This window comes from Pedobacter sp. ASV12 (assembly GCF_016429155.1).
Classification (GTDB): Bacteria; Bacteroidota; Bacteroidia; order Sphingobacteriales; family Sphingobacteriaceae; genus Pedobacter.
On record NZ_JAELUC010000020.1, the window covers coordinates 33,157 to 54,413 of the forward strand.

Below are 21,257 nucleotides of genomic sequence, written 5' to 3' on the forward strand. Positions count from 1 at the left end.
AAAACTCTGCTATTTTTTAAAATAAACATCTAATTAATGACATTTCTATTTGATGTACTTATTAATTACGTCGATAATCAAGCCATTGTCCTGTAACTGGGGCAGGTATTCGAACAAGATGTAGTGTTTTTCGGGATCGGTAACCAGGGCTGTTTCCAAATAGGCAATGGCATCTTTGCTCTGGCCCAAGGCAAACAGGTAGGCTACCATGCGGTAATACAGTTCGGCCGCATCGGGGTTGTTTTTGATGGCTTCGGCCATGGTTTCAGAGGCTTCTACCAATTTGCCCTGTTCATAAAGCACCGTCGAGAAATCGAGCCAGGCCTCTACATCAACCGGATTATATTCCAATACCTTGTAGTAAGCCTCTATCGATTGGTCTATCTGGCCCAATTTATAGTGAGCATCGGCAATGGCAAACCAAAAATCAGGATTTTCTTCGTCCAGCTCCAGCGCTTTTTTATAAAAATGCAGCGATTCGAAGAAACGTTCCTCAAAATTAAGGGTTACGCCAATGCCAAACCAGGCATCAGCCATTTTTGAATCCATTTTAACCGATTTTTTGTAGTAGGCACGTGCCTCGCCCATCTGCTCCAGTTTCTCATAGCACTCGCCAATAGCGCAATAGGTATCGGCATTGGGTGGTTCGTACTCGAAAGTCTGCTTATAAACCGCAATGGCGTCTTCGTATTTTTCGAGCTGCACCAGTGCATTGCCTTTGTTGTAATAGGCCGAAGCAAAGTTTTCTTTGATCAGGATGGCATAATCGTAGGCATCGATGGCTTTTTCGAAAAGATCCAATTTATGGTACGAATTGGCCAGGTTATACCAGGCCGCATACGAATAGGGATCGTTGTCTATATATTCCTGGTAAAAATGGATGCTTTCTTCCTGTTTATCCAAAATATCGTAGCAAAAGGCCAGTTCGTACAAACCGTCTTTGTTTTCCATATTTTGTTCCAAGCTGCGCTTGATGTAAACGATGGCATTTTCATAATCGTGCATGTTTTGGTACACGTAAGCCATCTGCAGTAAAATCTCGTCGGTGGTTTCGGCCAGTCCCAGTGCTTTTTCAAAGTTTTCTAAAGCTTCCGAGTGGCGGTCTAGGTTTTGGTAGATGTTGCCTCTGAGCACATAGATATCTGCTTCGGAAGGCTCGAGCATTTCTGCCTTTTCAAGCGAAGCAAATGCCTTCTCTACCTGATTGGTAAACAATAAGAGCTGGGCCTGTTTAATCAAAAAAACCGCAGCGTAGGGGTGTTGGCTCAGGGCATACTCTATCACCTGCAAAGCCTTAACTGGATCGTTCTTCTCTATATAATTGTCAATTATATATTCAAATGCCTGCGCATCGAAAAAATACTGATCCTCATTGCGGATCATTTCTTCATAACGTTCTACAGAATGTTGCGCATCTTCATTAAAATCAAATTCAAATTCTTCTTCCATGTATCCTGAATATTTAAAGAACAGCCCAATTGTTTAATTAATCATAAGTTTACGCTATTTATAAGAGGCGCAAAAATATAATTATCAACATACACACACCCCTTTCCATAATTGATTAATAATAAAAGATTTAGCCGATAAGGGGCTGTGAGCGACCGGCAATAGGTAGGTCAGGTGGCTGCCGTTCTTTTAAATAGACTACAAATTTACATATATTTAGTTTGATAACCGTAAAATTTAAGTCATGAAGCACCTTAGCATTATTGTTTTACTATGGGTATTGGGGTTTACCTCTTTTGCCCAAACCACCGAAGAAGAAGCTGTAAAAACAACCATTAACCAACTTTTTGAGGGCATGCGCAAGGCAGATACCGCCTTGGTGCGCCAGGCCTTTGCCAAGCAAAACGTAATGCAGACCATTGTGAAGGGTAAGGACGGCAAATCGATCGTCCGCACCGAAAGCGTTGATGGCTTTGTCAAAGCCGTTGGGACCCCGCATCCCGAAAAATACGACGAGCGCATTGTGTTTACCAAAGTGTTGGTAGATGCCAACCTGGCTAGCGTTTGGACCGACTATAAATTTTATATCGGCGACAAGTTTAGCCATTGCGGCGTTAATTCGTTCCAGCTGTTTAAGGGCGAAGAGGGGTGGAAAATCATTTACATTATCGATACGAGACGGAAAGAGGGGTGTAGTGATGCGGTGAAATAATGCACTTATAAACTTCTTATACGCAACCAGGGTTTGCTGTGGCCAGCACAGGGAAGACGTCAACATATTGTGGGAGCAGCATATCGCATGGGGCGGATTAAGCCCCTCATCTCCTAGTCTACACGAAAGCGCCCGCCTGAAATTCAGGCGGGCGCTTTATTGAAAGAGATAGATTTTTCGCCAGGCTCATCGCCAAGACGAACTATTTATTCAATTCTGCGGCAGCGGCCTTAAAGTAAGCCGCTTGCATCAACAAATTGTCTTTGGCATCGCCACTGGCATTTTCTGCTTCTTTGATTTTGGTTTGCTCAGCCGTGGTAAATACCTGTACGAACTGCTTGCCGTAATACTGGGCCAACTTGGTGCGGTTCATGCCGTTAACAATGGCCTGTGCACCTTGTTGGGTAATCTTCGGATTTTTGTTTTTTACCAAATAGTTCGAATAAGCCATTACCACACCAGCCAGGGCATTGATGTTTCCTGTGTTGGCAATGTTCAGGTAAAACTGATGGAAGCTGTCGTCGCCTAAACTGGCATAGATCTGCGCCAGCTGCGACGGCACATGGTCTTTCGTATCCTGATCCAAACCCGCTACAATTGGGCCTAGGGCCGTTGGCTCTACCATGTTCATGGCTTGCAACGCGGTACCGATTACTTTATATGATTGCTCTTTCAAGCCATTTTGAAACACCGGTATGTAAGCTTTATCGCCACTCATGGCCAGCCTTGCAATAGCGGTAGACCTGACGTTTGAGTTTTTGTCGTTTTTAGCCAGGGCCACGATTTTTTCGCCGGCCATCGCTTTAATCTGATCGTCTTTAAGGTTAAATCCTTTTAAAGCCGCAGCTCTTAATGTTGCATTTTTATCGTCGAGCGCTTTCAAAAGCAACTGTTGCGCGGCTTGTTCTTTGTTATTGATCACGGCCTGCTCGATAGCTTTCAAGCGGTTTGCATAAGATGGCGCATAGCTGTATTGGAAAATATAGTTATCGAAGGTTTTGTTGTCTTTGATTTGTCCTACCAAAATTTTGTCGGCATCAAGATCAATCAGGTCGGGTTTAGCCGAAACCGGGAAGCTAAAGCTTTGTTCCCTGCTGTTAATGGTTATTTCCTTGCTGATTTTTTGCCCGCCCACATACAAATCGACTTTCAATGGCAAGGTAAAGGTTTGTACATCGGGCGACTGCGTTTGTTTAACATCAATCACCGCATTGCCATTTTTGTAATCGTACCTCACGTCCAAAATCGGATGGCCGCCCGCATAATACCATTGGTTAAAATAAGGCAATAAATCCCTGCCGCTTACTTCTTCTAAAGCCAAGCGCAATTGATGAGGTTCGCCGTTTTTATAGGCATTGGTTCTGAGGTAAAGGTTCAATCCTTTGTAAAAGGCATCGTCGCCCAAGAGGTTTTTTAAAGCGTATAAAATAATCGATCCTTTGGCATAGCTTACGTTATCGAACATGTCTTCTTTATCGTTATAGTAAAAACGGGCCAATACCGGGCTTTCGCCGTTTTTGGTCGAGCTCAAATAAGAAGTCAGTTTGCCATAGCGCGATTCGTCTTCAGCATCCTTACCCTCGTCGTGGCCGTGCCAAACTACCTCTCCAAAAGTGGCGAATGATTCGTTCATGGTAAGGTTAGACCACGATTCGGCGGTTACATAATCGCCAAACCATTGGTGAAACAACTCGTGTGCAATGGTGCCTTGTTCGTTGGCATCAATCAGCTCTCTCGGCGTTTTCTGCACATGCTCGCCATGCAGGGTTGCCGAAGTATTCTCCATTGCGCCCGACACATAATCTCTGGCCACTACCTGCGCATATTTTACCCAAGGGTAGTCTATGCCCAAGATGTTGCTGTAAAACGTCATCATTTCTGGCGTCTTGCCAAAAATCTGCTTGGCATAAGGTGCATATTTTGGTTCTAGATAATAGCTTACCTCCTTGCCTTTCCAGGTGTCTTTGTAGACTTGAAAAGGACCAACAGCCATCATAAACAGGTATGGCGAGTGTGGCTGGTCCATTTTCCAAACATCGGTACGGGTGCCGTTGGCATTGGCTTTTTGCGATACCAGCTTGCCATTAGACAAAGTGGTATATTTAGACTGTACCGTCATGGCGATTTCGGCCGTGGTTTTTTGGTTGGGCTTATCGATGGTAGGGAACCACGCCGAAGAAGCTTCGGTTTCACCTTGGGTCCAGATTTCGATCGGCTTATCTTTAATGGCGCCATCAGGGTTGATAAAATACAGGCCTTTGGCATCGGTAATCGCTGCGCTGCCTTTTACTTTCAGTTCGTCGGGTTTGGCCGTGTAAGCGATGTAAATGGTGTATTTCTCATTGCGCGTGTATTTTTTGTTCAGCTGCACAAACAACTGTTCGTTATCGTAGGTATATTTTAACGGGGTATTGGCCTTGGCCCCTACCAAGGCTACGCTTTTAATGTCCATGCCTTTGGCATCGAGGGTAAGCGTATCGGTTGGGTAAAAATGTGGCGTTAAGGTAAGCCAGGCCTTGCCATACAAGTAGCGTTTGGCATAGTCGAAACTGACGTCGAGCTTGGTATGCACCAAATCGTTTATTTTGGTAGGCGTAGCCCTGTACACCTGATTGGTTTTGGGTGCTTCTTGCTGTGCATGGAGCGAAGTAAGGCCACAAAGCAGGGCCAACCCAATTAAACCGGTAGTAAAAATTTTATTCATGACTGATGTGCTTTTGGTTTGCAATGGGCTAATGTAGCAAAGTTAACGCATACAATTACAACCAGCAGGACAAGTAATTGGGCAAAAGCAACATGGCCAAGCGTGTACTGCAACTCAGCCGTGCAGGTTTGTCAACCTAAATCCGCTTATTTTGTGGCAATCCTCCTTAATTTTTTGTTGCTTTGTAGAAATCGATTTCAGATCAAACCTTAATAGAATGGAAACAAATATCAGTGCTATTTTAAAGCAATTAGGAATAGAATCCATCAATCCGGCCTACAGCACAGGCCAAAACTGGGCAAACCCGAGCAACGAAAAAATTATCGACAGCCACTCTCCCGTTGATGGCAAAAAAATAGCGTCGGTGCAAGTGGCATCGACCAAAGACTACAACCAGGTGGTTGAGGTTGCCCAAAAGGCATTTTTACACTGGCGAACCGTACCTGCACCCAAACGGGGCGAAATGGTGCGCCAGTTTGGTGAAGAATTGCGAAAAAACAAAGAGGCTTTGGGCACCTTGGTTTCGTACGAAATGGGCAAAAGTTTGCAAGAAGGTTTTGGCGAAGTACAGGAAATGATAGACATCTGCGATTTTGCCGTTGGCCTGTCGCGCCAGCTTTACGGATTAACCATGCACAGCGAAAGGCCTTCGCACCGCATGTACGAGCAATGGCATCCGGTAGGCATTGTGGGCATTATCTCGGCCTTTAATTTCCCGGTGGCAGTTTGGAGCTGGAATACGGCCCTGGCTTGGGTTTGCGGCAATGTTTGTATCTGGAAGCCATCAGAAAAAACACCTTTAACTGCTGTGGCCTGTCAGCACATTATTAGTCGCGTATTAACGGCTAACGATGTTCCAGAAGGGGTTTCGAACCTGGTTATCGGCGACAGAACCATTGGCGAGCTCATGAGCAAAGACGTTCGGATTCCGCTGGTTTCGGCCACCGGATCTACCCGCATGGGCAAAGCCGTTGGAGCCGCTGTAGGTGCACGTCTGGGCAAAAGCCTCTTGGAATTGGGTGGCAATAATGCCATCATCATATCTAAAGATGCCGACCTCGATATGTCGATTATCGGAGCGGTATTTGGTGCGGTAGGTACTGCCGGACAACGTTGTACTTCTACCCGCAGGCTCATCATCCACGAAAGCGTATACGAGGCCTTTAAAAAGAAACTTGTCAAAGCCTATGGCCAATTGCGCATTGGCAATCCGCTAGACCAGCACAACCATGTAGGGCCACTGATCGATACCGATGCCGTGGCCAGCTATTTAGATTCGATAGCCAAATGCAAGGCCGAAGGCGGAAACTTTATAGTTGAAGGCGGTGTTTTGAGCGGTGGCGATTACAGCTCTGGCTGCTATGTCAAACCATGCATAGCCGAAGTAAGAAATGATTATGAAATTGTACAGCATGAAACCTTTGCGCCAATTTTATACCTGATCAAATACAAAGAACTCGAAGAGGCCATTGCTTTGCAAAATGGCGTTCCACAAGGTTTATCGTCGGCCATCATGACCCTCAATTTAAGGGAAGCCGAGCAGTTTTTATCGGCCCAGGGCTCTGATTGTGGCATTGCCAATGTAAACATCGGTACTTCTGGCGCCGAAATTGGCGGGGCCTTTGGTGGCGAAAAAGAAACCGGTGGCGGTCGCGAGAGCGGCTCGGATGCCTGGAAAGCCTACATGCGCCGTCAAACCAATACCATCAATTATTCGAATACCCTGCCTTTAGCACAGGGCATAAAATTTGACCTTTAAAATTCAATTTTACACTTCCGCAATTCTTGAAACTTCGGAAGTGTTTGCCAAAAAAAAGCGCCTCGAATTCGGGGCGCTTTCCTTTTAAAAAAACTGATATATGATGGGCTTATTACTTTGCAAGTTTGGCATCTTCGGCAAGGATAATGCTCTCTAAAGTTTGGCTAACCGGAGCCACTTTGGCAATTAGCGGCGCTACGGTGTTTACGCTGGTGCTATCGGCAACAAACTGATCCATGCTCATTTTCGCTTTTGATCCCAGTACGGCATAGTGCTCGGTCGTGCTGCCACTCAATTTTAAGTTCGCGCTATCTTTAACCGAAGTGTACAAGTTAATGGTACTGGCGTTGATATCGGCCTTGGCGGCGCCTTTCAAGTCGATGTTCAGGTTAAGGAAGTTTACTTTTCCGTAAGTTCTAACAACGGCGTTATCGGAAGCTTCGATGGCAGCCAAATTACGTACATAAACCGCTACGGTTAAGGTTTCTTTTTGGAAAGAGCTGATGCGCAACACGCCTTCTTGTTGCTGTACCAAAGCGTTTTTAGCATAGTAGCTGTCGTACACTTTTACGCTTTCTGTTGGCGCTTGTACCAAGATCACTTCAACATTACCTTTTACTTCGATTTTGCTGATGTTTTTTACTTGGTTTAACACGGTTACATTGTTGTTTTCTTTTACTCCTGTTGAAGCAAATGCAGAACTGCTTAATACGACTAGTGATAAGGCGGCTGCGAATAAGGTTTTAATAGAGGTTTTCATGACTTTAATATTTTAAACTGTTGTATAACTGTTATTTATTTTTTGTTTGGGCCCGCCGTTCTTCTGGGCGGGTTTCGTAAATAAGACTGCATCAGATGAGAAAAGTTGCACCGGAAATCGGCGTATTATACCAGCCTTGGGTAACACTAGACGAACGCCTGTAATTTTTCGACGAACTCGCACAAAAAAATTTCGTCGATAAGCAACTATTTGATTTGTAAGGTTATTGGATTGCAAGGCACGATAAAATGTTCAGAATTTATGCCCTCGCTGTTTGAATAAAAAACAATTTGATGTATGTTTAACATTTTTTAGATGCCTAGCTTTTCTTTCTTTTAGCTTTTATTCAATGTTACGCGTAAATAGTTCCAGTCCTTGCCAAATCGTATATTCATTATGTAAGCATGAGTTTTTGGGCTATTTGATCGAACCGCACATTGTACAGCTCAATCCGCAGGGCGATTTCTCGCTCACCTACCAGCGGCTGTTTACGCATACGGCCAAAGAATTTGCCAAGCACCTGAGCGAAGTAGATTTTAAGCTGATCAAGATCCTCGACGAAACCGAACAGGATTTCATCATCAAAAAATACCACAAAAAAGCCATCAGGCCTTTCGAGTTCTTCAGCAAGTTTTTCGACGAGAAGTTCTACGACAACGTAAGGCCAAAAATCGAGAAAAAACTGGCCGAGGTATTGGAAATCCTCAAAACCAAGGACGGCCTCTACCTGATGGACAAAGACGGCTGGCCTGCCGAACGTAAGATAGACCTGGCCACCGAACCAGCTACGGTGCTTTTCCATTTCAGGCGCAGCGAAACCGAAACGCGGTACTTCCCAACCATCAAGTACCAGGGCATGCGCATCGATTTTATGTTTAAAGAGGCACAGGTGGTTTGCAACCAGCCGGCCTGGCTCCTGCTTAACGATGTACTGTATTTCTTTGAACAGGATATAGAGGGCAAAAAGCTGATGCCCTTCCTTAACAAGCGCTACATTACCATTCCGAAGGCTACCGAAGCCACCTATTTCGAAAAGTTTGTAGGTCCGCTGATCGAAAAATACCATGTTTATGCCGAAGGTTTCGAAATCAGAACCGAAAAACTGGAAGCCAGGCCTGTCATCAAGGTCATTTATGTTGATGGCGGCGTTTCGCAGCTGCAGCTATATTTTAAGTACGGTCAATATGCCTTTGCCATGGGCAACGATCAAAAGGTAACGGTTAGGCTAAGCAAGGAAAACGACAACTATACTTTTACCCGCATCAAACGCAACAGCGAATGGGAGAAGGAGAAATTTGCCTTGCTGCAAAGCCTGGGGCTCAAAAAAACAAGTGCGCTCTTTCATCACCTGGAACTGCCCAACCTCGACGAAAGCCATAATCCGTCTTACGCCATTATTACCTGGGTAAACGAGCATATCGACCTGCTGAAAGAACATGGCTATGAAATTGAGCAGGCCAACAGCAGCAAACGCTTTGTTTTTGGCGCCAATAAAATCGATTTCGAAATCAAGGAAGACAACGATTGGTTCGACATCAATGCCATCGTGTATTTTGGCATCCATCCCATCCCGTTTATCGCCTTAAAACAGCACATCCTCCATAAAAAGAGAGAATTTACCCTGCCTGACGGCGATATTGCCATTATCCCCGAAAAATGGTTTACACAATATAGCACCTTATTCAGCCTGGCCGACGGCAACAAAAACCTGAAGCTGAAAAAGCACCACATCGGTTTGGTCAACGATTTGGCCGAAGATAGCCTGGCCAACGTCACTTTAGACCGTAAACTGCAACGCCTGAACGATTTTGAGCATATTGCCGACAGCGCCATGCCTACCCACTTTAAAGGCGACCTGCGCCATTACCAAAAAGCGGGCTACAACTGGTTCAGCTTTTTGCGCGAATACAATTTTGGAGGCTGTTTGGCCGACGATATGGGTTTGGGTAAAACCATCCAGACTTTGGCCATGTTGCAAAAGCTGAAGGAAGAAGACGAGCAAAACGGTACGCACAGCACCTCGCTCATCATTATGCCAACTTCTTTAATCTACAACTGGCTAAACGAAGCCAAAAAATTTACGCCCAAACTCAAGATCCATGCCCACACCGGCACTTTCCGCAACAAAGACATCAGCCTTTTTGGCAAGTACGACCTGGTGATTACCACCTATGGCATTACCCGGGTTGATGCCGAGCTGCTGAGGGAGTTTTATTTCAACTATATTATTTTAGACGAGAGTCAGAACATCAAAAATCCTTCGTCCAAATCGTTCAAAAGCGTACGCATGCTCCGATCGCGCCATCGCCTTATTTTGAGCGGTACGCCGGTAGAAAACTCGGTGGCCGACTTATGGACGCAGCTTACTTTTCTGAATCCAGGTTTGTTGGGCACCCAATCTTTTTTTAACGAAGAATACGTACAGGCCATCGAAAAAAGAAAGGACGAAGACAAAGCCAAAAAACTACAGGCCATCATCAAGCCTTTTGTACTGAGAAGAACCAAGGAGCAGGTTGCCGCCGAACTGCCACCCAAAACCGAGCATATTTTTTATTGCGACATGAGCGAAGACCAGGCGGCCGTTTACGAGAAAACCAAGTCGGCTTACCGTAACGACCTCCTGACCAGCATGGACGATGGCACCTATGCCAAAAAACAGGTACAACTGCTGCAAGGCTTAACCGCTTTAAGGCAACTGGCCAACCATCCAGCGATGATTGACGAAGGCTACGAATCGGATTCGGGCAAATTTGAAAACGTAGTGCACACGCTCGACAATGTGCTGAAAGGTGGCCATAAAGTGTTGATTTTCTCACAATTTGTGAGGCATTTGGGCATTTTCAAGAACTACTTCGAGAAAGAGCATATCCCCTATGCTTATTTAGACGGCAGTACCAAAAACCGTGGCGAAATTGTGGCCGAGTTTCAGCAGAATACCGATTTAAAGGTTTTCCTGATTTCGATCAAAGCTGGTGGCGTGGGCTTAAACCTTACCCAAGCCGATTACGTGTTTATCCTCGACCCATGGTGGAACCCGGCCGTAGAACAACAGGCCATCGACCGTACGCACCGCATTGGGCAGGAGAAAAAGGTATTTATCTACAAATTCATTTCCAAAGATACCGTTGAAGAGAAGATACTAGCCCTGCAGCGACGCAAGAAATCATTGGCCAATTCACTGATTACCACCGAAGAAAGTTTCTTCAAATCGCTCAGTAAAGACGATATTAGAGAGTTGTTGAATTAGAGACCTATAAACTTCTTGCTGATGAAAAAGATCAAACTGCTTATTTTCCTCTTACTGGGCTTCAGTTTGGGTGCTTTTGCCCAAAAACTTAACGAAAAAGAAAAGGCCGCATTTGACGATATTGCATTTTACAGAGCCAGGCCTAATGACTATAGGGTAATTGTAAAATGGGTGGTTCCAATCAGGTATAAAATCTATGGCGATACCAGCCAGTACATCAAGAAGGAAATTGACAGTACCTTTAGCCAAATCAGAAGGCTCACCAAACTCGACATCAAAAAAACCAACGATGATGATGAGGTAAATTTTCTGATCGTAGCGGGGCGGGAAGAAAGCGCATTGAACAAATTATCTGAAGGCATCGTGAACTATGCCAATGCTTATGGAGGCTTTTATTTCAAATCGAACAGCAAATCTGAAATTTACCGGGCCGAAAACCTGATTTTTCCCGAAAGTTACCGGGATAGAGCCCCTTTGAGGCATTCGCTAAAAAAGAACCTCTTAAGAAGTATCGGCCTGTTAACCCCTACCGAGCGCAACGCGAACAGCTTGTTTTATTCGGACCATAACGACAAACTCAAAATAGATGATTTCGATGCGCATATCATTTCGGCCTTTTACCAGGAAAGCATCAGGCCAGGAATGACCAAAGAGGAAGTGGATGCTATTTTAAAGCCGAATTAATGCTTGATTTATCACCGGTGAAGAACGCCAAACGATAGCCTACACCGCTATTCCCCCTCCGTTCATCAGATTTCATGCACTTGTTGGTGTTCTTCACCAACAAGCTACGCTAGCAATAAATCAGTCACCCTGCAAAATCTCCAAATACGCCTCCCTGCTAATCATTTCGGCGCCTAAGCTCATCAAATGTTCATTTGGCAATTGACAATCGATCAGTTCAAAACCCATGTTTTGGCAAAGGTAAATAAGTGCTGTTTTAGAGGCATTGCTCACCAAGCTGAACATGCTTTCGCCACAGAACACCTTATTGATTTTAACGCCATACAAGCCCCCTACCAGTTGGCCTTGCTGCCAAACTTCTATGCTGTGCGCCAGTCCCTTTTGATGAAGTTTGACATAAGCCGACTGCATCTCGTTGGTAATCCAGGTTCCATCCTGTCCTTCGCGGGGCACAGCCGCGCAATTCCTGATCACATTTTCGAAATCCAGGTTTACCGTGACCTCAAAAACGCCGTCTTTAATGACCTTGGCCATGCTCTTGCTCACCTTTATCCGTTCCGGAAAAATTACGCAACGCTCATGCGGTGCATACCACAAAATAGGATCGCCATGGCTAAACCAAGGGAATATGCCACGCTGATAAGCCAGTTCCAATCGCTCTACACGCAGATCGCCTCCAATGGCCAATAACCCATCGGGCTCGGCCAAAGCCGTATCCGGAAAAAGCAGCACATCGTCTAGCAATCTAAAAATCATGCTGCAATAATAGCAAACAAAACAATAGTTAAACCCAAGCGTTTTAAAAGAGTCATAACTGTAAATCGAACTCCCATGGAGAGAAAAGATAATTTCAACAGTGTTAAGCATTTATATAGCCGCGCCTCTTTCGGAATTTCCTACCCCAAGCTGCAAGACCTCAGCAGAAAAAACCTGAACAAGGTAGTAGAACAGCTCTTTAAGGATTCTGCCGTTTTCGAAGAACTGAAAAGCGTAGATCCGGCCGAAGTAAGACAGCAAATGGAATTACAGGCAACCCTAGGTGCCAAAAAAGAACTTACCCAGGAAGAAAAAGATCAGCGACAGGAAATTACCAAAATACAGAACGAAAGGAGCCGTTCGCTCAACATCGATTGGCTTATGCGCATGATCAGCACCAATGCATCGCTGCGCGAGAAAATGACCCTGTTTTGGCATGGCCATTTTGCCTGCCGTTCTAACAACCCCATGTTTGCCCAACAGCTCAACAATATACAGCGCCAATACGCACTGGGCAGTTTCAGGACTTTGCTGGTTGAGGTTTCCAAGTCGCCGGCCATGTTGCAATACCTCAACAACCAACAGAACCGCAAAGGCAGGCCCAACGAGAATTTTGCTCGCGAGCTGATGGAACTTTTTACCTTGGGCATTGGCAATTATACCGAACAGGACATCAAAGAATCGGCACGGTCGTTTACCGGCTGGACCTATGATAAAAATGGCGATTTTCAGCTGCGACCAGCCTTTCACGATGAAGGCAACAAAACCTTTTTTGGCAAAACAGGCAATTTCGATGGCGAATCGATCATCGACATGATTTTGGAAAACCCCAAAACAGCCGTTTTCATTTCGAGAAAGTTGTATGTGTTTTTTGTAAACGAAACACCAAACGAAGCGCATGTAAAGGAACTGGCCGATTATTTTCATGCCAGTCAGTACGATATTTCGGCGGTGCTGAAAAAGATGTTTATGGCCGACTGGTTTTACAGCGCGCCCAATGTGGGCACCAAGATCAAATCGCCGGCCGAATTTTTGGTTGGCTTGAGCCGCGAATTTTATGTGACCTACAACAAGCCTCAGGTACTCATCCAGTTGCAAAGCAGTTTAGGGCAATACCTGTTTAATCCGCCCAACGTAGCAGGTTGGCCGGGTGGCAAAAACTGGATAGACAGCTCTTCGCTTATGCTCAGGATGAAAATCCCATCGCTGGTGCTAAACGACGGCCAGATTGACTTTAGCGGCAAGGCCGACCCCGAAGACGAAGCGGTAATTGCCTTGAACAAACCAGCCAATGCCAAGCCCAAACCCAAATCGTATGTAGATGCGCAAAGCGATTGGCCCAAGTTTTTGGCAAGCCTGCCCAAAGGAACCAAACCCCTCGACTTGGCCAGGTTCTTACTGCAGCCTGCACTAAACCAAAGAATTACCGATATGATAGTCAACAACCAAGGCCTGAAAAGCACAGCCATAGAAGTAACCAGTTTGCCAGAGTATCAGCTCTGCTAACAAAGGCTTATAGTTGATAGTCCACCGCTTATGTGCCTTAACTATCGACATGGACCATAAACCTAAGAAGATGAAAAGAAGAGATTTTTTAAAGAATTCTGCCCTTGCCGCCGCCGGCAGCTTGTTTGTTCCGGTGTTTATGAAACCTTTCGAGGCCTTGGCCTTAGACGAGCTGAGCCCTTACAAAAACCTGGTGGTGGTACAGCTTTCGGGTGGCAACGATGGCCTCAATACGGTTATTCCTTTTGGCAACGACATTTATTACCAAAAAAGAAAGAGCATTGCCATTAAGCCCGAGGATGTAATCAAACTGAACGACATGCAGGGCCTTAACCCTAACCTGGGTGCCTTGAGGGAAATCTACGACCAAGGCTGGATGACCATCATCAACGACGTGGGCTATCCCAACCCCGACCGTTCGCACTTCCGCTCGATGGACATTTGGCAAACCGGCAGCGACAGCAATCAGTTTCTTTCTACCGGATGGATTGGCCGCTACCTCGATTCGAATTGCGAAACCTGCAAATTCCCCTATACGGCAATTGAGGTAGACGATAGCCTGTCGTTGGCCCTGAAGGGAAACTCGAAAAAGGGAATTGCCCTCAAAGACCCCAACACGTTGTTTAGAAACACCAACGAAGCCTTTTTTAAACAAGTGCTCAACAGCAGCAAAGACCATTTGGATGAAGATAATTTGGGCTACCTGTACAAAACCATGGTCGAAACCTCCTCGTCGGCCAATTATATTCAGCAGACTTCCAAAATTTATGAAAGCAAAGCCACTTATCCCAACAGCGGTTTCGCCAATCAGCTTAAAACGGTATCGAGATTTATTTCTTCTGGCTTAAAAACCAAGGTTTACTATGTTTCCCTAAGCGGTTTCGATACCCACGTCAACCAGCTGCAGCAACAGGGCAACCTGTTTAAGCAATACAGCGAAGGCATGGCCGCGTTTTTAAACGACCTGAAGCAGCACGACAAACTGAACGACACCTTAGTGATTACCTTTTCTGAGTTTGGACGCCGGGTAGAACAGAATGCCAGCAACGGCACCGACCATGGCACTGCCAACAACCTATTTTTATTTGGGGGCCGGTTAAAAAAACAGGGCATTTATAACAATGCCCCGAATTTAAGTGATTTAGACAATGGCGACCTTAAGTACCAAGTAGATTTTAGAGAGGTTTATGGAACCATTTTAGACAACTGGCTCGATGTAAGCAATCAGCAAATCCTGACCAAGAAATTCCAAACCCTGGATTTTATCTAGTTGGCTGTACGCTTGAGTACGTAATATTTGTAGCTTCCATATTCGCCTACAATTACATAGACCTGAAAAAGCTCGTAGCCATAGTTTTTCATTTGGTTTACGCAATCGAGCACCGAGTTGAATTCGAGTTCCTTGCCCTTGTCATCTTTGATATAGGCTTCCTCTTCCTGGTTTATTTTCTGGCCATAATCCAGCTTTACCCATCTTTTGTTGCTCAGAAATTTTCCAACTTCCCTTAGCTCGATGTAGGGCGACTTGATTTCGCTCAGTTTTTGGTCGCCTACGGTTTGTGCTTTGACGCCAAATGTCATACCAATGGCCATAGCCATTAAAAAAATCATCTTTTTCATGTTCTTATTGATTATTTGTGTGTATCCTAAATATACACAATTGTAATATCCCAATAAGTAATTAGGGTTAATTTAACATGAGTTTGGCATGAAAATCCAACAGAAACATCCCGCTAGGCGCTGTAACATTCGGGCAGGTATTCGCTCTTAATAAAAAGCATATACATGAACCTGATTGGCAATATTATCTGGATTATTTTTGGTGGGTTATTGATCTTTTTCCAATATATTTTTGGTGGCCTTATTCTTTGCTTAACCATTGTTGGCATTCCATTCGGTATTCAATGCTTTAAATTTGCCATCGTTGGATTGGCGCCATTTGGCGTTAAAATTACCCACACTACTTATGGCGTAGGCTGCTTATCGACCATCATGAACATCATCTGGCTGATTTTCGGCGGTTTAAGCATTGTGCTTACCCACCTGCTTTTTGGCCTTTTGCTGTGCATAACCATCGTAGGCATTCCGTTCGGCCTGCAGCACTTTAAGCTAATGAGCCTGGCCTTTTCGCCGTTTGGCAAATCAATCAGCTAGTTGTTTTTTATTTAGCTGGGGTAAATACCAGAAGTACCGTCCCGTCTTTCAAAAGCTGTAGCTTATTAGCGCTTGCTTTTAGGGTATTGGCGCTTTTAAGATTGTTGAGGAAATTGTTTTCTGCCTGTCCCACTTCTTCGCAGTACATCATGGTGCCAATAAGCTGATCAAATTTTACCGAATCGCCTTTGATGATTGCCGAGCCACCAAAACCGTTGCAAAACGATTTACCACTAACGCGATTGTTGCCGTCAAAACTCAAAGTAGCTTTGGCCTTGGCAGGCAGGGTTTTACCGGGCCATTCGCTTAATACCCATTTGGTGTTTGCTACATTGGCACTTTGCATTTTTGGGGCGCAGGCTTGAACAATCAATATCATTACTAAGCCAAAGAATACATGTTTCATGGTCATTTTGAATAGGGTTTACCTAAAGATAAGCAGCATTTGCCTGCTAAGCAATTAATCCGATCTTTTTCGAGTGGCTGATGGCTTCTTCGCTATTCGTAAACAGGCAGGTGTGTATTTGGCTTTGTTCGAGCTCGCTTAAAAGCGCCAAGGTTTCCTTTTGTTTTTTGGGCCTGATGTTTCTGATGTAAACCGCAGCTATGTTTTGCGGATATCGCTTGGCAATGGTATGATAAATGACTGGGTCTTGCTGCGAGTTGTCGCCAAAAAAGATAAACCGTTGTTTCGGAAAGGCATCAATAATGCGCATCACCCTAAGCAGTTTTCCCTCGTGTCCGGTTTTCCCGGTTTTAAAGAGGCTTTTCCATCGCTTAAGCTGATTGAGCAGAAATGCGCCTTCTGGCAATTGGTTAAACCTAAAAGTCTCTACCAGGTAATCGTACAGGTTCCATTCGCTGCTCGATACATAAAAGAAAGGGTTAGGCTGCGTAGCTTCGGTATGGGCATTGGCCAATAATTGGTAATGCATTTGCGTCATGGCAAAGGTTTTGCGCGTGCGCGGATTACGGGTAAAGAGTTCTTTTAATCGCCGGCCCAATTTTGCCGAATGCGACACCATAACCGTATCATCTATATCAGAAATAAAGGCGTATTGGGTAATGTGGGGCACAAAAATCTCGCCATTGGCTGTTGCCAATACCTGATCGGCCTCGTCAACCGCATCAACCCTTACCTGGTGCCAACCAGCCGCTACGTTTTCTTGTGCTTGCCACTCGAACTTGAAAAAACCGTCGTACGCTGCTTTTTGATGGATAACCTGCGTATTAAAATGCAACCTGACCCGGGCAAAAGGATACGGCTTTACCATAAACAATTTAAACAGGTGCACCATATTAACCAAAAAATTACGGCTAAAGCCCTGCTTGGTTTTGGCTTTGAACTTAAACACATGGCCATAAAGCACCAAGTTATGGGTATGTCCATAGCCATGGTATATTTTTACGCTCAGTTTTTTATTCATGATATTTAAAACAGGCTTTGGCTACCAGTTGTTTTGTAGGCACTTCAAATTAGGTACGTGAAAACAAAAAAGCTTCTTTTTATCATCAATCCAGGTTCTGGTCACGGAACCCAAAATTTTGCCGAAACCATTGTTTCTTTTTTTAACGACAGGGAGGAGCAGGCTGAGCTTTACCAGCTGCCTAAAAACTGTGCCATGAAAGAGCTGAAAGCCATCATCAAAAACGCAAAGGCCGACCGTGTAGTTGCCGTTGGTGGCGATGGCACCCTCAAATTGGTGGCCGAATGCCTGTTGGAAAGCGAAACACCTATTGCCATTATTCCGGCGGGCTCGGCTAATGGCATGGCCAAAGAGCTGGGCATTCCGTTGGAGATAAACGAAGCGCTGGATTTAGCTGCTAGCGGACAACCTAAGCAGATCCATGCCATCCTCATCAACAACCAGCTGTGCATACACCTGGCTGATATCGGCTTTAACGCCTACTTGGTAAAAAAATTTGACGAACTACCCGAAAGAGGGATGATTACCTATGCCAAAGCCCTCTGGCATGCACTTTGGAACCATCGCAAGATGGATGTAGAATTTTCAATTGGCCCAAAAACCATCCGGCAAAAAGCCGCCATGGTGGCCATTGCCAATGCCACGCAATACGGTACGGGGCTACAGATCAATCCCGACGGGAAATTGGACGATGAGCTTTTTGAAGTAATCCTGGTCAAAGAATATGCCGTAATGGAAATTCTGAAGATATGGATCAGCAAACTGCCTTTCAACCCGAAAAAGATAGAGAGCTTTCAAACTACCAAGCTGCACATCAATACCAAGCATCGGGTACATTTTCAGGTAGACGGCGAATATTTGGGTAAAATAAGCGCGCTCAAGGCAAAAATTATCCCTCGGGCAATCCAGATAGTCGTTCCGGCTTCACATGCGCCAAAAACGAGCTCTAAATGAAATTGCCGGCTTAACTTCAGCCGCCCTGAGACGTCGTAGCGGTCAAACCAAGCGTACTATTACTTTTTCAGCTTAGCCTGCCTACATTGGATTAGGCAACCCATTAAGGCATTGAGCAAATGAAGAATTAAAGCGACCAAACCTCAGCCACTCTAAGGTGCCTTAGGCGGTCAAACCAAGCGCATTATTGCATTTCTTTTAGCTTTACTTGACCTCTAATGGTCAGGTAGAGCCTTACAAATTCGAACATGATGCAGACTTTGAGCAATACGTCAAACCATTTATCGCCGTAATAGCTCAATGCCTCGGGCAGCAAGGTAATAAAGCCAACCGAAAACACCCACAGGTATAACCTCAAAGGAAACTGGATGTAATAAAGCACGAAGCCGAATTTCTTCAATCTGAACTGTCCGTAAGCTCCCAACAGTACCAATATAAACATCGGGAACATTAAAATGGAGCTAATTTGAGCCGAAAGCTGATTGGGCAGTTTGTTAAACTGTGTAGCGATTTGCCACAATTGCATGGACATGAAAACGAGAGAAACGAGGTCGAGGAAAGCAAAGCAACGGAAAAGTAGGCGCATTTTTTATTTACAGTATTTATCTAAGTACTCCTTGGCCTTTGGAGAGCCCATATATTTAACAAAGCTGAATTCTTCGCAGGCACCAAGCTTATCGCCCTGCTTGTATTTGCTCAAACCGGCTTCAATCCTGCTGTTCAGGTAATCATCGTCAATGCCCAATTCGGCTTTGAGTTTCATGATTTTGGGCAATTCTTCGGGTTTGAGGTTGCCATTTTCCTTGTTACGGTAATAGTTGAGCACCACATTAACCAACGCCTGCTCATCTTTATAGCCTTTTATTGCAAGAGCGATATCGTTGGCACTTACAAATCGGCAGTCGTAGCCGTCGAGACTAAAATTAACGGGTACCACCAGCAAAGCCGTGGTATCGTGACTTAATGGTACAGTCCATTTGCCACTGCTCATCCGGATCAGCCTCAAAGCTTCATCGTCAAGATCGGTCCCCATGCCCTTGTTGATGGCAGTGTAATACACCTCGCCTTTGGCATTGAGCTTAAACCCTACATTTACCGTGCCCTGAATGCAGTGATGCAACGAATAGGCAGGATAAATGATGTTCCTTTTGATAAAGGCCGACAAGCCCCCTTTTATACTAGGTTGCTGCGCCTGCGCAAAAGTAGAAACGAAGAGCAAAAAAAGGGTGGCTATTCTTATCATGCTTCAATTTACGAATTTTATGGCAAAGCCGATGCAAAAGTCTGTGTTAAAATCAAGGCCGGATCTGGGCAGTTCTGCAAATAGGCCTCGCGCTGGGAGAATTGGCAAACACCTGGATAATCGCCTTTAAGACCGTGCATGTCGAGTATAAGCTGCAAATGCAGGTGTGGCGGCCATTGTCCGTTTTCGGCAGGCTTTCCAAAGTGCGCAAAAGCCTTGCCTTTCGGTATGGTCATGCCTTCGTACAGATTTTGCAACGAGCTTAGCGCTAAATGGCCATACAAGGCATAAAAGGTGAGTTCGTAAAACTGATATTGCAGAATAATCGTAGCGCCGTAATCGCCAAAATTGTTGTTAAACCGAAAGCTGTGTACTTTGGCGTTGTAGCAATTATAAACAGGCGTTCCGGCAGGCCCCCAAATATCTACACCCAAATGCAGGCGTCTAGGTTCTTCGCCTTGGTCAAAATGCGTACTTCTGCTGTAAATGGTGCGATGTTCGTTATAACCGCCAACGCCATAGCGCGCCTTGTTTTTAGCCAATTTTTCATCAACCCAAGCCGAAAAACGACTGGTATCGGCCAAAATGCTTGGGTCAAGCTCAGTATTGTTCGCCGTAAAATCGAAAGGCAAAAGCCGGTCGCTAGCAGGGTCAAAATCTACCACTTTGCCAATGAGGCCAATGTGTTTGTTTATGATTTCTTTAAACGGAAGCATCTTATTTTTTTAAAGGGCGAATCCAAACCTGTATCATTCCATTGGCACCTTGTTGGCCGTAAATCGCGGCCGAAAGCGGCCTGTAATACCTGGTAATAGCATCCAGCTCCTCAAACTTGATTTTTGCCAGCGTTGCGTTTGCCTCATTTGGGCGAACCATTGGCTTTTCAGCCTCAATGGCAAACACTTCCCTAGCTTCGGCAAGTGCTTCACGTTTTTGTTGCTTGGATTGCCTGCTTTTAAGCTCGATGGTGATGAAGCCTTTCGAAAAATCCTCCACACCGAGCGCCTCCTCGGTATTGGCTATCGGATGCATCAGCATTACGCGCAACAAATCCTTAGCCGTTTTGGACTTTAGTTTTCTATTGAGCTTCAAACTATCCTTGGCTTCATAAAATCCCGAATAGGGCAAAAAGTATTCATAGTGGTGTACCGAGGGGATATGATTGTTATAAACCTTTACCAAGCTGTCGATATAGGTTTGGGTCAAGGGCTGGGCCTTGGCCAACAGGGCGCTAACAAAAAGAAGAGCAAAACACAATACCTTTCTCATCAGCCTTTAAAAACATAGACGTAATTATAGATAAAATGCGACAAAGCACCAAAATTCACAAATAGATGCCATATTTCATGGGTATGGAAGTATTTGTACAGCGGTTTGTCCTTGGCATAGAAATAGGTGCCGCCGATGTAAAAAATACCGCCCAAAAAAAGCCATACCAAAGCCATTGCTGGCAAGGTTTCGACCATTTTGGTAACGAACGGAATAATGAGACAGCCCATGGCAATGTAAAGCCCGGTTGATACCGCCTGGTTTTTGAGGCGGTTAAAGATCTTGAGCAAACAACCTACCAGGGCAATAGACCATACCAAGCCGAACAGCAACCAGCGGATCCAGCCCTCAAACACCAGTAGCGCCGTAGGCGTAAACGAGCCGGCAATCATCAAATAGATGCAACAATGGTCGAATTTTTGCCAAAAACGGATGCCATATTCTGTTTTGGGCAGGCTATGGTAAATGGCGCTTACGCTAAACAATACCCAAATGCCAATTCCGTACACATAAGCGGCGGTATAAGCAAAAGAGGTACTAGCCGCCTGCAGCAGCAAATACAAAGCCGGAATGGCCAAAATGGCCGGTACTGCATGGGTAAAAAAATTTCCTGGTTCGCGAATGTACCTATTG

Annotated in this window: 20 protein-coding genes; 8 read left to right on the top strand and 12 right to left on the bottom strand. The window is 45.1% G+C overall.

Annotated features, from left to right (window positions below; genetic code table 11):
- Positions 1-45: 45 nt before the first annotated feature.
- A complete protein-coding gene (locus JHD69_RS07405; RefSeq protein WP_199138880.1) occupies positions 46-1,449 on the bottom strand; it encodes a tetratricopeptide repeat protein in 1,404 nt (467 codons plus the stop codon).
- Between the two features lie 244 nt (positions 1,450-1,693).
- Here JHD69_RS07405 and JHD69_RS07410 point away from each other — a divergent pair, with 244 nt between their 5' ends.
- Positions 1,694-2,161, top strand: coding sequence for a nuclear transport factor 2 family protein (locus JHD69_RS07410; RefSeq protein ID WP_199138882.1), 468 nt, complete (start codon positions 1,694-1,696; stop codon positions 2,159-2,161).
- Positions 2,162-2,363: 202 nt separating this feature from the next.
- On the opposite strand, the gene JHD69_RS07415 is transcribed toward JHD69_RS07410, so the two are convergent.
- Positions 2,364-4,865, bottom strand: a complete 2,502-nt coding sequence (locus JHD69_RS07415) for a M1 family aminopeptidase (RefSeq protein WP_199138884.1) — start codon at positions 4,863-4,865, stop codon at positions 2,364-2,366.
- A 217-nt stretch (positions 4,866-5,082) separates the two neighbouring features.
- Here JHD69_RS07415 and amaB point away from each other — a divergent pair, with 217 nt between their 5' ends.
- Positions 5,083-6,624, top strand: coding sequence for an L-piperidine-6-carboxylate dehydrogenase (gene amaB, locus JHD69_RS07420; RefSeq protein ID WP_199138886.1), 1,542 nt, complete (start codon positions 5,083-5,085; stop codon positions 6,622-6,624).
- 112 nt (positions 6,625-6,736) lie between these two features.
- Here amaB and JHD69_RS07425 read toward each other — a convergent pair whose 3' ends face one another.
- Positions 6,737-7,384: a GIN domain-containing protein gene (locus JHD69_RS07425; RefSeq protein WP_199138888.1), complete on the bottom strand. Its 648-nt coding sequence runs from the start codon at positions 7,382-7,384 to the stop codon at positions 6,737-6,739.
- A gap of 349 nt (positions 7,385-7,733) precedes the next feature.
- On the opposite strand from JHD69_RS07425, the gene JHD69_RS07430 reads away from it, so the two are divergent.
- Together JHD69_RS07430 and JHD69_RS07435 are read left to right on the top strand one after the other, a co-directional pair.
- Positions 7,734-10,631, top strand: coding sequence for a DEAD/DEAH box helicase (locus tag JHD69_RS07430; protein ID WP_199138890.1), 2,898 nt, complete (start codon positions 7,734-7,736; stop codon positions 10,629-10,631).
- A gap of 21 nt (positions 10,632-10,652) precedes the next feature.
- On the top strand, positions 10,653-11,315 hold the full coding sequence (locus JHD69_RS07435; RefSeq protein WP_199138892.1) for a DUF2927 domain-containing protein: 663 nt from the start codon (positions 10,653-10,655) through the stop codon (positions 11,313-11,315).
- Between the two features lie 120 nt (positions 11,316-11,435).
- Here JHD69_RS07435 and aat read toward each other — a convergent pair whose 3' ends face one another.
- Positions 11,436-12,071 carry a leucyl/phenylalanyl-tRNA--protein transferase gene (gene aat, locus JHD69_RS07440; RefSeq protein WP_199138894.1) on the bottom strand — a complete coding sequence of 212 codons (636 nt, stop codon included), beginning with the start codon at positions 12,069-12,071 and terminating at the stop codon, positions 11,436-11,438.
- Positions 12,072-12,146: 75 nt separating this feature from the next.
- Here aat and JHD69_RS07445 point away from each other — a divergent pair, with 75 nt between their 5' ends.
- On the top strand, positions 12,147-13,577 hold the full coding sequence (locus JHD69_RS07445) for a DUF1800 domain-containing protein (protein ID WP_199138896.1): 1,431 nt from the start codon (positions 12,147-12,149) through the stop codon (positions 13,575-13,577).
- A gap of 70 nt (positions 13,578-13,647) precedes the next feature.
- On the top strand, positions 13,648-14,847 hold the full coding sequence (locus tag JHD69_RS07450; RefSeq protein ID WP_199138898.1) for a DUF1501 domain-containing protein: 1,200 nt from the start codon (positions 13,648-13,650) through the stop codon (positions 14,845-14,847).
- On the opposite strand, the gene JHD69_RS07455 is transcribed toward JHD69_RS07450, so the two are convergent.
- Positions 14,844-15,197, bottom strand: a complete 354-nt coding sequence (locus JHD69_RS07455) for a hypothetical protein (RefSeq protein WP_199138900.1) — start codon at positions 15,195-15,197, stop codon at positions 14,844-14,846. The two genes, JHD69_RS07450 and JHD69_RS07455, sit on opposite strands and share 4 nt — an antisense overlap.
- Before the next feature lie 165 nt (positions 15,198-15,362).
- Here JHD69_RS07455 and JHD69_RS07460 point away from each other — a divergent pair, with 165 nt between their 5' ends.
- Entirely contained in the window at positions 15,363-15,731 is a 369-nt protein-coding gene (locus JHD69_RS07460; protein WP_199138902.1) for a YccF domain-containing protein, read from the top strand.
- Between the two features lie 7 nt (positions 15,732-15,738).
- Here JHD69_RS07460 and JHD69_RS07465 read toward each other — a convergent pair whose 3' ends face one another.
- Together JHD69_RS07465 and JHD69_RS07470 are read right to left on the bottom strand one after the other, a co-directional pair.
- Complete coding sequence (locus JHD69_RS07465; RefSeq protein WP_199138903.1) at positions 15,739-16,137, bottom strand: META domain-containing protein; 399 nt, start codon at positions 16,135-16,137, stop codon at positions 15,739-15,741.
- A gap of 46 nt (positions 16,138-16,183) precedes the next feature.
- Complete coding sequence (locus JHD69_RS07470) at positions 16,184-17,158, bottom strand: App1 family protein (protein WP_199138904.1); 975 nt, start codon at positions 17,156-17,158, stop codon at positions 16,184-16,186.
- 57 nt (positions 17,159-17,215) lie between these two features.
- On the opposite strand from JHD69_RS07470, the gene JHD69_RS07475 reads away from it, so the two are divergent.
- Positions 17,216-18,112, top strand: a complete 897-nt coding sequence (locus JHD69_RS07475) for a diacylglycerol/lipid kinase family protein (RefSeq protein WP_370583457.1) — start codon at positions 17,216-17,218, stop codon at positions 18,110-18,112.
- Between the two features lie 184 nt (positions 18,113-18,296).
- Here the strand turns inward: JHD69_RS07475 and JHD69_RS07480 are convergent, their stop codons facing one another.
- From JHD69_RS07480 to trhA, 5 genes are all read right to left on the bottom strand, one after another.
- Positions 18,297-18,698 carry a hypothetical protein gene (locus JHD69_RS07480; RefSeq protein WP_199138905.1) on the bottom strand — a complete coding sequence of 134 codons (402 nt, stop codon included), beginning with the start codon at positions 18,696-18,698 and terminating at the stop codon, positions 18,297-18,299.
- A 3-nt stretch (positions 18,699-18,701) separates the two neighbouring features.
- A complete protein-coding gene (locus JHD69_RS07485) occupies positions 18,702-19,355 on the bottom strand; it encodes an energy transducer TonB (protein ID WP_199138906.1) in 654 nt (217 codons plus the stop codon).
- A gap of 17 nt (positions 19,356-19,372) precedes the next feature.
- Complete coding sequence (locus tag JHD69_RS07490) at positions 19,373-20,071, bottom strand: peptidoglycan DD-metalloendopeptidase family protein (protein WP_199138907.1); 699 nt, start codon at positions 20,069-20,071, stop codon at positions 19,373-19,375.
- A gap of 1 nt (position 20,072) precedes the next feature.
- Entirely contained in the window at positions 20,073-20,624 is a 552-nt protein-coding gene (locus JHD69_RS07495; protein WP_199138908.1) for a hypothetical protein, read from the bottom strand.
- The coding region (trhA, locus tag JHD69_RS07500) for a PAQR family membrane homeostasis protein TrhA (protein WP_199138909.1) at positions 20,624-21,257 on the bottom strand (634 nt) is incomplete at its 5' end. The genes JHD69_RS07495 and trhA, both read right to left, overlap by 1 nt.